The sequence below is a fragment of the Acinetobacter suaedae genome (assembly GCF_008630915.1).
GTDB lineage: Bacteria > Pseudomonadota > Gammaproteobacteria > Pseudomonadales > Moraxellaceae > Acinetobacter > Acinetobacter suaedae.
The window spans coordinates 1,250,065-1,262,476 of sequence record NZ_CP043909.1; the positions used below are offsets into that span (position 1 = coordinate 1,250,065).

General features: G+C 39.5%; 11 protein-coding genes and 1 tRNA gene. 8 read left to right on the top strand and 4 right to left on the bottom strand.

Annotated elements, in window-relative coordinates:
- Positions 1-581: 581 nt before the first annotated feature.
- The 3 genes from F2A31_RS05865 to F2A31_RS05875 form a co-directional block, all read right to left on the bottom strand.
- A complete protein-coding gene (locus F2A31_RS05865) occupies positions 582-1,265 on the bottom strand; it encodes a pirin family protein (RefSeq protein WP_075315347.1) in 684 nt (227 codons plus the stop codon).
- A 193-nt stretch (positions 1,266-1,458) separates the two neighbouring features.
- Positions 1,459-2,802, bottom strand: coding sequence for an argininosuccinate synthase (gene argG / locus F2A31_RS05870; RefSeq protein ID WP_075315351.1), 1,344 nt, complete (start codon positions 2,800-2,802; stop codon positions 1,459-1,461).
- A 229-nt stretch (positions 2,803-3,031) separates the two neighbouring features.
- Complete coding sequence (locus F2A31_RS05875) at positions 3,032-3,421, bottom strand: hypothetical protein (protein WP_150025583.1); 390 nt, start codon at positions 3,419-3,421, stop codon at positions 3,032-3,034.
- Positions 3,422-3,590: 169 nt separating this feature from the next.
- On the opposite strand from F2A31_RS05875, the gene F2A31_RS05880 reads away from it, so the two are divergent.
- Both F2A31_RS05880 and F2A31_RS05885 read left to right on the top strand, forming a co-directional pair.
- Entirely contained in the window at positions 3,591-5,621 is a 2,031-nt protein-coding gene (locus tag F2A31_RS05880; protein WP_150025584.1) for an NADPH-dependent 2,4-dienoyl-CoA reductase, read from the top strand.
- 86 nt (positions 5,622-5,707) lie between these two features.
- Positions 5,708-5,797 (top strand) — tRNA-Ser (locus F2A31_RS05885).
- Between the two features lie 436 nt (positions 5,798-6,233).
- Here F2A31_RS05885 and F2A31_RS05890 read toward each other — a convergent pair.
- The gene (locus F2A31_RS05890) at positions 6,234-7,289 is read right to left on the bottom strand and encodes an AraC family transcriptional regulator (RefSeq protein ID WP_150025585.1); all 1,056 of its coding nucleotides are present in this window, start codon (positions 7,287-7,289) and stop codon (positions 6,234-6,236) included.
- 108 nt (positions 7,290-7,397) lie between these two features.
- Between F2A31_RS05890 and F2A31_RS05895 the strand changes: the two genes are divergently transcribed.
- The 6 genes from F2A31_RS05895 to F2A31_RS05920 are packed head-to-tail and all read left to right on the top strand — an operon-like array spanning position 7,398 to position 12,385.
- Positions 7,398-8,201 (top strand): SDR family NAD(P)-dependent oxidoreductase, encoded by an 804-nt coding sequence (locus F2A31_RS05895; RefSeq protein WP_150025586.1) that lies wholly within the window; start codon positions 7,398-7,400, stop codon positions 8,199-8,201.
- A complete protein-coding gene (locus tag F2A31_RS05900) occupies positions 8,198-8,944 on the top strand; it encodes an acetoacetate decarboxylase family protein (protein WP_150025587.1) in 747 nt (248 codons plus the stop codon). Before F2A31_RS05895 ends, F2A31_RS05900 begins: the two co-directional genes overlap by 4 nt.
- A gap of 13 nt (positions 8,945-8,957) precedes the next feature.
- The gene (locus tag F2A31_RS05905) at positions 8,958-9,827 is read left to right on the top strand and encodes a metal-dependent hydrolase (protein WP_150025588.1); all 870 of its coding nucleotides are present in this window, start codon (positions 8,958-8,960) and stop codon (positions 9,825-9,827) included.
- A gap of 57 nt (positions 9,828-9,884) precedes the next feature.
- Positions 9,885-11,114 carry an NADH:flavin oxidoreductase/NADH oxidase family protein gene (locus F2A31_RS05910; protein ID WP_150025589.1) on the top strand — a complete coding sequence of 410 codons (1,230 nt, stop codon included), beginning with the start codon at positions 9,885-9,887 and terminating at the stop codon, positions 11,112-11,114.
- 35 nt (positions 11,115-11,149) lie between these two features.
- Positions 11,150-12,019, top strand: coding sequence for a metal-dependent hydrolase (locus F2A31_RS05915; protein WP_150025590.1), 870 nt, complete (start codon positions 11,150-11,152; stop codon positions 12,017-12,019).
- A 21-nt stretch (positions 12,020-12,040) separates the two neighbouring features.
- Positions 12,041-12,385, top strand: a complete 345-nt coding sequence (locus F2A31_RS05920) for a hypothetical protein (protein ID WP_150025591.1) — start codon at positions 12,041-12,043, stop codon at positions 12,383-12,385.
- Positions 12,386-12,412 lie beyond the last annotated feature (27 nt).

Genomic DNA, 12,412 nt, shown 5'->3' on the forward strand with positions numbered 1-12,412 from the left:
TTATAGAGCTAACTTTTATTTTTGATCAAAAAATGCTCGAAAAACTTTCGGGGAATGAATTTCTAAATGACTGATTTTATTGAAGTTAGGTAAGCTGTTTTTGACCTGATTTTTAGGCAAAAAAAGCACATAATATGCTTATTATTCAGTAGATTAGATTCACTTTGACGCAATCTTGACATCGTAGAGGTCTCCAGTTCGAGTCTGGATATACCTACCAAAATTTATCAAGGACTTATAAGCGAATCAGCAGCTTGTAGGTCTTTTTTACGGGTGTTTAACGCGTTTTTATTTTCCGACGTTGTTGTTTTTCGGCGATAATCTTTTATTTATTGGTCTACAAAAGTATTTAAGTTTAACCCACTTGACCTAATCAAATGTTGATGATAATTTAAACAATACGGAAGTCATATACGATTTGGGATTTAAGAGAAATCTTGCCTGGATAATAAACGTTATGACAAACCCGTATACATCAGCTAACAACGAACGAAACGATTGAGATCGTTTTTAAAAATGTTCAAGGTTGTAGAAAAGCCCGTAAATCGGGCTTTTTTAATGTCTACAACTTAGAAAGACCATTAAGGCAAATCAAACCAAATCATTTGACTATCTTGTGATGCGGTAATGGTTGCAGTCTCATCAAACAGTAAAGCATCACCAGCTTTGACAACATGATCAGCAATCATAACTTCACCAGAAATCACATGAACATAGTTCACTTTTTTCTTTGCACTGATCTCCAATTGTTGATCCTTTTCAAGAACAGCAGTTTTCACTTCTGCATTTTGACGAATTAACATTGGTGCAGACTCATCACCTGCAATCAAATGCCATTGGTTAGGATGATCTTTCGGATTTAGGTGAATTTGCTGATAAGTTGGTTCAGCATCTTGTACATTCGGTTGAATCCAAATCTGTAATAGATGTACCGCTTTATCATGCTTATTCATTTCACTATGGGTAACGCCTGTACCCGCACTCATCAACTGCCATTCACCCGCATTGATTTGACCCTCATTGCCCATACTATCTTTATGGGAAATGGTACCATCAAGAACACAAGTCAAGATTTCCATGTTGTCATGAGGGTGAGTACCAAAACCATTATGTGCAGCAATGGTATCGTCATTAATCACGCGGAGAGCACTGACACCCATGTATTTCGGGTTGTACCAGCTCCCAAATGAAAAACTATGATAGGTATCTAACCATCCCGCTTTTACATGGCCACGGTTTTCACTACGATGTAGATAAGCATTCATGCTGCATCTCCCAATTATTATGTTTTGCTTAATGCATATATTATTGGTTCATAATGATGATAAATAGTCCTTAATTGCGACATATTGTTCTATAAATGCAATGATTAAATATAATGTATTTTTCTGAATAGAATAAAAAAGGCCGAATAAAATATTCAGCCTTTTCAAATTAGTAAGCTAATTTACCAATTTATTATTTTGATTTATTTCCAAGTTGCGGAATTGCAGAACCTTGACCTACAGAAAGTAAACCAGTTTCTGTATAAAGACCAAGTTTTGCACGGGTATCAGTAATATCCAGATTACGCATCGTTAACTGACCAATACGATCCATTGGTGTAAATACTGAATCACCTTTCTCCATTGTTAAACGCTCAGCTTCATAAGTGAGGTTAGGAGATTCAGTGTTCATAATGGTGTAGTCATTACCGCGACGTAACTCTAGAGTGACCGTACCCGTAATAGCTTTAGCCACCCAACGTTGTGCTGTTTCACGTAGCATAAGTGCTTGTGAGTCGAACCAACGACCTTGGTAAAGCAAACGACCTAAACGTAAACCGTTAATACGATATTGTTCAATCGTATCTTCGTTATGAATACCTGTCACTAAACGCTCATAAGCAATGTGCAATAAAGCCATACCAGGTGCTTCATAAATACCACGAGATTTGGCTTCGATAATACGGTTTTCAATTTGGTCAGACATACCTAAACCATGACGACCACCGATACGATTTGCTTCTAAGATAAGTTCAACAGGATCTTCGATACGTTGACCATTTAATGCAACAGGGAAGCCTTCTTCGAAAGTGATTGATACTTCTTCCGCATCAATTTTTACATCATCTTTCCAAAATGCAACGCCCATGATTGGTTCAACGATTTTGATGCCAGCATCAAGGTATTCCAAATCTTTTGCTTCGTGAGTAGCACCCAACATGTTTGAGTCAGTTGAATATGCTTTTTCTTTTGACATTTTATAGTCAAAACCATTGTCGATGAGGAATTGTGACATTTCTGCACGACCACCTAACTCATCAATGAAGGTTTGGTCTAACCACGGCTTATAAATTTTAAGCGCTGGGTTGGTCAATAAACCATAACGATAAAAACGTTCAATATCGTTACCTTTATAAGTCGAACCATCACCCCAAATGTTTACATCATCTTCTTTCATTGCAGTGACAAGCATTGTACCCGTTACTGCACGACCTAAAGGTGTAGTATTGAAATAAGGAACACCACCAGTGCTGATGTGGAATGCACCACATTGAATCGCAGCAATACCTTCAAGTGCAAGTTGTAAACGACAATCGATTAATCGAGCTTTGACTGCACCGTATTGTTCAGCTTTCTTTGGAATCGCATCATAGTCATCTTCATCAGGTTGGCCTAAGTTTGCAGTATATGCATAAGGTTCTGAACCCTTTTGCTTCATCCACAATAAAGCTGCTGAAGTATCGAGACCACCAGAAAAGGCAATCCCAACTTTTTTGCCTACAGGTACGTGCTGCAAGATAGTTGCATTATCAGTCATTGCTTGTCCTAACGTTTATTAGTAAAGACACCGAATAGGTCGTCTTGAGAATAAAAAATCGGAGCTATTGTAACACTTTTCGTGCAGCAAAGTTTTGTAAAATCGAATCGTTCTTAGTGAAAATTAAAATTTTTATGGGGTATTCGTATTTTTTATCATTTGAGAGATCTATTGAAATCAATGCTCAAAATAGATGGATACATTTCTCATATTATAAATACCTTTATTTTTATAGTTGATGTATATGTGCTTTGAAATCGTAAGGATTGACAGGCTCAACTTTTGTGGGAAAAACACTTTCTGATGACACCGATTGCATGTGATCAACTTTTACAAAGCTCTCTGAAGGGAGCGTATATAAATAACCAAGCCGATCCCAATTGACACTACATTGATAAAGTTCAACATAAACGAAGTCATCCTCAAATTTTATGCTGAATCGAGCTTCATTGGATAAGCTGAGATATTCAATTGCAAATAATTGAGCAATTCTTTTATCTTCAACGGCATATATGCCAAAGGCATTGTCCATTTCCCCATCGCCTATAGCTAGTTTTGGTTCAAGAGATTCTCGATAGTTTGAAGAACCATGAAATAAGAGTAGGGGTTTAGATGACATATTGTTTTGTTATTCTTTGAAATTTGAAAGTTATATCGACTATATAGTTTGCCTGTATACATGTATTGACGTATTTGACCACGTTTTAGTAAAAAAGTGTCATCCACTCCAATAACAAATCAAAGTAGTATGCAACAAGTTGCAAAGCCAAAAATATAGAAGGAATACCATGACTAGCTATGCAAATATATTAAAACCACTACATTTGGGATTCACCACCATTAAAAATCGTGTGGTAATGGGCTCGATGCACTCAGGCTTAGAAGATCGTTTCTATAACTACCCTAAGCTTGCGGCTTACTTTGAAGAAAGAGCCAAGGGTGGAGTTGGTCTAATCATTACAGGTGGTATTTCTCCTAATCGTCAAGGCTGGTTATTGCCTGCTGGCGGTACTATGAATAGTTTGGCTGATATCCCTCATCATCGTCTAGTAACGCATGCTGTACATAAGCATGGTTCAAAAATCTTAATGCAAATTTTGCATTCTGGGCGTTATGGTTATCACCCATTTTCCGTTTCTTCATCTGCGATAAAAGCACCGATTAATCCGTTTAAACCGCGCCAAATGTCTGACTCTCAGATTTTGGCAACCATCGATGATTATGCACGCTGTGCAAGCTTGGCAAAAAAAGCAGGTTACGATGGTGTGGAAATCATGGGTTCAGAAGGTTATCTAATTAACCAGTTTCTAAGCAATCATGTAAATAAACGTACAGATCGCTGGGGTGGCGACATTGAAAATCGGATGCGTTTCCCAGTTGAGATCGTAAAAGCAATTCGCGCTAAAGTCGGTGAAAAATTTATTATCGCTTTTCGTTTGTCGTTGTTGGATTTAGTACACGATGGTAATACCATGCAAGAGGTGATTACTGTAGCCAAGGCATTAGAGAAAGCTGGTGTAACGTTATTAAATACAGGTATTGGTTGGCATGAAGCACGTATTCCAACGATTGTAACGTCGGTACCTCGTGCAGCATTTGTAGATTATACCGCAGAGGTTAAACAGCATCTTTCAATTCCTGTTATTGCATCTAACCGTATCAATATGCCGGATGTAGCTGAAGAGATCGTTGCATCGGGTAAGGCCGACATGGTGCAAATGGCACGCCCATTCTTGGCAGATCCATATTGGGTGAATAAAACTGCGACCAATCGTGTTGATGAAATTAATACCTGTATTGCTTGTAACCAAGCGTGTTTAGATCATGCATTCAAAAATCAGCGTGTGAGTTGTCTGGTCAATCCACAAGCATGCTTTGAAACAGAACTGGTTTATATCAAAACCAAAAAGCCAAAGCGCATTGCCGTTGTGGGTGGTGGTGTCGCAGGGATGTCTGCTGCCACTGTTGCCGCAAGCCGTGGACATGCTGTGACTTTGTTTGAAGCCAATAGTGATGTTGGTGGTCAGTTTAATCTAGCTAAAGTTGTGCCTGGAAAAGAAGAGTTTCATGAAACGATTCGTTATTTCAAAGTACAACTTCAACAAACAGGTGTTGACGTTCGTTTAAATACGCGCGTAAGTCGTGAACAATTAGAACGCGAAGGTTTTGATGAAGTCGTGGTTGCAACAGGTGTTGTACCGCGCGAGTTGAAAATTCAAGGTAGCACTGCACCACAAGTATTATCTTATGCAGAAGTTTTAAAGGGTGCTGAGGTTGGACGTAAAGTCGCAGTGATCGGTGCTGGTGGGATTGGTTTTGATGTATCAGAGTTTTTATTAAAACCACCTCATCAGCCTCAACCGCAACCTTTAGCGGAATGGCAGCGTGAGTGGGGTGTGGATCCTGAAGCAAATTATATTTCAGAAGGTGGTATGCAACGCCCTGAAGTTGAAGCACCTGTTCGTGAGATCTATTTATTACAACGTAAGACGACACCACTCGGAATTGGTTTAGGTAAAACCTCTGGTTGGGTGCATCGTGCGCAATTGAAAAAACACGCAGTGCGTATGCTTCGTGGTGTGCAATATAAAGCAGTGACTGATGAAGGATTGTGGGTTGAGCACAATGGGCATGATCAATTATTGCGTGTTGATACGATTGTTGTCTGTGCAGGGCAAGAATCTGTGAAGGATTTAATGCCTAAAGAGGGTGAGAATACCTTTGCAAACTATCATATTATTGGTGGGGCGAAGCTTGCGGCTGAGCTAGATGCTAAACGAGCGATTCGAGATGGCGCAGAGTTGGCCGCAAGACTTTAATAATTGATGAAACATTATGCATTTGAATACATTGCAGTTAAATTTTTCTTGAATAAAGGAAACAAGCTTTGTATTCTTACGCACATGGAAGCGTGGCAGAGCGGTTTAATGCACCGGTCTTGAAAACCGACGAGGGTGTGAGTCCTCCGTGAGTTCGAATCTCACCGCTTCCGCCAAATGTCTAAATAAGCCCTTGTTTTTGCAAGGGCTTATTTTTTTGTCTAATATTGTGCCCCCATAAAAGCCCCCATCAAGTTTTGGATTGGCGTGGACTAATTTAGACAAATTAGGATGGCAATAGTAAAGTCATTTATTGAGTTTAGATTTCCAGTCAAAAATATAGGGGGAGTAATTTGAGGTTGTTTTGCTTTCATGAGGAACAATTACATAGCCCTTAACAAGAACATTTCTAGGATTCTGTAATAAAACTTATGCATCAATGACTCAATCTGTGCGGATGCAAGTTTAAGCTGTTGTTGGGAAAAATATTATATTAATAATAAATTTGTTTTATTAGGGGAGTTCAATATATTTGTGGAGAAGATGAATTTTATTCCACATTAAATCCTTATGGAATTTATTTTGAATTTGTATCTCTTTAGGCATTGGGTATTAACTCATTGTTTTGTGTATACGGAATTGAATAGGGCTTACTCCACTCCATCTCTTAAATGCACGTGTGAAATTTGTAGGCTGTATGTAGCCTAGATAAAGAGCAATCTCTTGTATTTCCATATCACTATTAAGTAATAAGTTTTCAGCTTCTTTTTGTTGTGCTTCTTCAAGTAATTGCAGATATGAAGAACCGACTTGGTTCAAATGGCGCCGTAATGTTCGGCTAGTCATATTTAAGCGATTCGCAATTTCATCAAAAGTGGGGTAACCCAATTGTGGTTTTAAATTTAACTCTGCTTTTACGGTTAGGCATATATCTTTAATTTGTTCGGAAAAGCGGAGTTGTTCAGCTTCACATTGGGCTAAAGCTTGTTTGAAAGCAATCGGATCTGCCATTTTAATGGGTAAATCTAGAAGCTGTTTTTTATACCGAATTTGATTAGTCGGTTGATTAAAATGAATAGTAGGTAAGAGGTGTTGATAAGCTTTGTGATAAGTAGGTTCTGACCAGTCCACCCATAATTCAATATCAGCTAAATCATGTTCTCTTAAAAATTGACCAGCTTGAATCACGCCAAACATCAAACATTCATAAAAAAACCGTCTAAGCGTTTCTGCTTGAGCGGCTTGATTGCTGACAACAGGGTGAGTTTCTTTAATTTCAATAATAGAAAATTCATGCTCTTCTAGCAGAGCAATACGATAATCTTTTAATCGCATGTTAAAGAATTGCGTTGAAACCTCAATGGCTTGACGTAAATTGGGGCTGCTCATTAAGGCGTATCCCATTGGCCCATGGGCAGTTAAGCGCAGTTTTATTCCATATTCATATCCCAAGCCAGAATCTTTCGACAATAACAAGCTTTCCCACGCCAGTTTAGACCATTGCATAGGGGTAATTCGGGCGTCTAATTGGTCTAAAAGTGTTAAGGGAATTTTACTTTTTTTCAAAATTTCAAGCGCAGAAAACCCTTTGTCTACCATAATTTCTAATAATAAATGAGCATAAGAAATAGGAATGCTGGCTTTGGATAGCCCATAAGGATCCTTCATATTCTTTTTTTGTTGTGGCCGAAAATGATTATCAGTATGTCTGATCTACATCTCACGCTCAAGTTAAAACTTCGGAATAATCAATTTATTCTATTTTGAGCAAGAATTATGAGCCTACCTATTCCACGAGCCTCATCTCGCGTTGTGATTACAGGTGCTTCATCGGGCATTGGTGAAGAGTTAGCAAAACAGTTCGCTTTACGAGGCTATTCCTTAGTTTTAGTTGCTCGCCGTGTCGAAAAATTAGAAGCACTGGCTGAAAAATTAAAAGCTGAATATCAAATATCTGTAGATTTATATCCATGTGATTTGGGAGATAGACAAGCTAGAGCTAAGTTTCGTCAGTATTTAGAAGGTCTTGAGGTTTCCATTCTTTGTAATAACGCAGGTTTTGCAACTTTTGGACGACTTCAAGAGTTAGATGCAGATCGAGAGCGTGAAGAAGTCGAAGTCAATAGTGTGGCAATTCACGACCTGACTTTAGCCGTGTTGCCACAAATGCTCAAACGAAAATCTGGAGCAATACTGATTGTAGGCTCTACTTCTGGTCATCAACCTACTCCGGCAAATGCCACATATGCGGCAACTAAAGCATTTGCAAACTCATTTGCAGAGTCTTTGCATAGCGAACTAAGTGGTACAGGTGTGACCTGTACTTTACTTGCTCCGGGTCCTACTAAAACAGGTTTTAATGAAGTTGCTGGAATTACCAAAATTGATGGAGTCGGTGGCAATTTTGTTTGGGTAACAGCAGAACGAGTAGCTAAAGAAGCGATTCAAGGCATGGATTGCAATCGCCGTATTGTGATTCCCGGTTTTATTGCGCAGGCGCAAACTTTTGGGGGACGTTATACCCCGCGCATCATCTTGCTCCCAATTCTGAAACAAGTATTTTCGAGATTAAAATCATGAGACAACTCATCAATGATTTAAGTGTTCCAGTGGGCTTAGCCAATCTTGGCAATAAGCTGTATCACAATGCGCAGTATTTGACGGCTGTTGTTGAAGTGGATGAAAAAGCGATGGCTCGTTGGTTACCGTCTGGAATGACACTGGTTCAGCCTGCCAGAGCTGATTTGTTCTGTGCTTATTTCCCTGAAAATGTCTATACGGGTGCTTACCATGAAGCGGGTTTATTCGTTCATATTAAAGTAGGCAATAAAACAGGAATCTTTTGTCCTTGGATGATTTTAGACGATGATCGCGCCATGATTATTGGACGTGAGTTGCTTGGCTATCCTAAAAAGATGGGTGAGATTAGTTGGGAGAATGACGGCAAACGTATTGTTAGCAATGCCTCACGCCGTGGTACAACACTCATTGAAATGGAAGCTAAGCTTGGTGAAGTCATTGATGATGCACCTCCAATTTTAGGACTACCACATCGTAATATCACAGGTGGATTGGGCCTTGGTTTACCACGAGAGGTTCGATTTACTCCGAAAGAACATCCACTTGAAGTCCGTCGTGTAGAAATGAACTTACGTTTTACGGGTACTGTAAATGATCCTTTACACGATATGGGACTAGGTAAAGTCATTGAGGCAAGATTACATCGAGTTGATTTATCGGGTGGGTTAATTCCTCCAATTCAAATACCTCGTCTACGCACGCCGTTATTTTTATTGCGCCAATTTAATCCTCGCGTTTTATAACTGGAGAATAAAGATGAATGCGTTCTTTAAGTCAAAACAAACACATGATTTTTCTAAAATCTCGGCTTCAATTGATATTCCTGTAAGAACAATGGATTTTACTTTTCCGGATGAAATTCCTGAGTTCTGGTTTGATAACAATGCCTTACTTACGATGTTGTTGACTGCATTATCGAGCGCATTTCCAGATGGTGAACGTCAATTTATTCATAGTGTGCGTAATTATCAGGCAAAAATTGAAGATCCTGTTCTGCTTAAACAAGTCCGTGCTTTTATTGGTCAAGAAGCACATCACGGTAAAGAACATGACGTGCTCAATGCTGTTATGCTGAAAAAGGGTTATCCCGTAGACCGAATTTATAAGCGCTTTAAAAAAATGAATCGCTTGATGCAAGAGCAATTCTCTACAGCTCATCAGCTTGCATGCACTGTATGTATGGAACACCTTACAGCAATTCTAGCTGACTATTTTATTAGTACCGCGCCTCAAGATTTAGAGTTGTTTAATACCCATGTCAGAAAAATCTGGGCATGGCATTCGATTGAGGAAACAGAACATAAGGCTGTGGCTTTTGATGTGTATCAGTCTTTGGTCAATAGACCTTATTTCTTGCGATTGGTCATGATAGAAACCACGTTTTCTTTTCTTATCATTACCACCAGAGGAACAACCGAACTGTTACGAGCTTCGGGCAAACAACGAGATTTAAAAGAACTTTATCAAGGTTTTCGTTATTTGTTTGGAAAACAAGGTTTAGTTAGACGGATTGGTAGACATTATCTCGACTTTTTCTCCGCAGATTTTCACCCTTGGCAGCATGACAATCGGGACATGATGAACTTATTAAAAAAACAATATTTCAATGAAGAGCTGCTGAAGTAATCAAAAGTTGATGCTTGTGCAGTACTCACAGAACAAACAATTTTAGGAATAATTATCATGGCACAGTCTACATCTACAAATTCTCCGTTACACCAACCATTAAAATTGGCGTGCGGCATAACCATACCCAACCGTATTGCAAAGTCGGCCATGAGTGAACAATTGGCTGATCGGCACGGCTCACCCACCACAGACTTGCAGCAACTCTATGCAGCATGGGCAAGGGGTGGAACTGGGTTGTTAGTTACGGGCAATGTGATGATTGACCATCGTGCTTTTGTTGAGCCACGAAATGTCGTTTTGCAAGATGAGCAATTTTTACAAGCCAATAAGTTATGGGCTCAGGCTGCTAAGGCCAATGGCAGCAAAATTATTATGCAGATTAACCATCCGGGCCGTGTTGCGGTTTTGCCACTTTTGAAAAAGCCGATCGCGCCCTCAGCAGTCGGGCTTGATTTACCTGCTATGAATATTATTCGTATTCCACGAGCGATGACTGAAGCAGATATTTTAGAGCAAATTAAACGCTTTGCTACAACCGCAGAGCTTGCTGTTAAAGCAGGGTTTGATGGCGTGCAGGTACATGCAGCGCATGGCTATTTACTCTCGCAATTTTTGTCACCACTCTCAAACGTTCGAACAGATGGGTGGGGAGGAAGTCCTGAAAATCGACGCCGTATGTTGATTGAAACGGTTCGAGCTGTACGAGCTGCAATAGGCAAAGACAAAATATTAAGTGTAAAACTCAACTCTGCCGATTTTCAAAAGGGCGGCTTAAGTCAGGAAGAGTCTCTACAAATTGCATTAGCTTTAGAAGCAGAAGGGATCGACCTATTAGAAATTTCAGGCGGGAATTATGAATCTCCTGCACAGTTAGGCTATGCACCAGATCGTTCTGCTCAGCGTGATGCATATTTTATTGACTATGCCACTGCACTTCGCAAACAAAGCAAATTACCACTGATGTTAACAGGTGGGCTGCGAGATGTAGATTTCATGAATCATATTGTTGCTAATGGTACGGTCGATTTGGTTGGATTGGCTCGGCCTTTTGCAGTACAGCCAGATTTAGCAAAACAACTGTTAGCCGGAAAATCGGTATTAAAACCAGCAAAAATTCCAGCCATTGGATACAAACCCGTTGATGCCTATTTGCAACTCGCTTGGCATGCTTCGCAGTTTCGTCGTATTAGCAGTGGGCAACAACCCAAAGCGATTAAGGGCTTAGTACGTACATTGATTGCCTTTGGTCCACGTATGGGCTTTAACATTCTGACTCAGGATTAATGGGAAGCGCTTTTGATATATAAGGATTTATTATCATGAATAGTTTAATCAGACAAAACCATGTGATTGTTCCGCGGCGTCCTGTATTTAATTTTACTGAAACGCCAACGCATTGGATTTATGACGATCCAATAGTTTCTCAAATATTAAATTCAATTAACCCGATTACACCTGCACCAGAACGTTGGTTCTGTCAGACGTTTAGAGATGCATTGCCTTACATTAAAGATGAAAAAATTAAAGAGGCAGCAATTGCTTTCATTAAACAAGAGGGTGCTCATAGTTATGGGCACACTCTTGGAACACGGCACATAGAGGCGTTAGGGATTGATTTAAGTCGTTATACCAAGATTACGAATTGGATATTTAATGACATGATTGGCCCGAAACCATTAGGCTATGAATTGAAGCATCCACGCTTAAAGTCGATGTGGTTAACGACCCGATTAGCAATGGTGGCTGCTGCCGAACATCTGACTGGAGTGTTAGGACATTGGGTTCTTAATGCAGAGGGACTACAACAAGCACCTGCCGATGTAGAAATGTTACGTTTATTGCAATGGCACGGAGCTGAAGAAGTAGAGCACCGTGAAGTAGCCGATGCAATGTTTAGATATTTTAGCAATAGCAATGTACTTCGGGTTGGGGCGGCAGCTTTCACGTTCCCGCTATTTATTGTTTTGGCTTATGTTGCTGTCGAAAATCTAGTAGAACAAGATGCGCAATTACCACATCGTTTTCGTTTCAAAGATTATTTCCGAGCAGCTCGACAAGACCGTGTCCCTCGTGCTGATTATGTGCTGCGCGCATGCTTACGTTATTTTAACCCTAAACATAGTCCACTAAATGAAGGCTCAACGGAACAAGCACTGACATATTTAAATAATATGCTTGAGTTCAAATGATTTTCTAGAGAAAGATAGAAAATGAATCCAATATCGCAAACAGAACTTGAAAAACTAGATATTTCTTATCTTGAACATTTTGATAAAGCTCGTTTATCAACGCATCCTTTAACACGATTAAATAATGTAAGAGTGGCGGCTTTAAAATTAAGAGAAGATATATTGGCTGGAAATACGGTAAGTTATTACCAAACATTTGACTTTATCCAACTAAATATGAGTTACATGAATACGTGTTCGGTTCTGACACTATTTATTATGCATATTCTCGATAGGCTTTTTTTTGTTATCCAGTTTAAAACATTGTTTGATGCACTTCTAAGGAAAATACTGAGTACAAAAAACAGCTTGGTTGAGCTGGAGTAGCCTAGAGCCTCTGACAAACAATAAAGT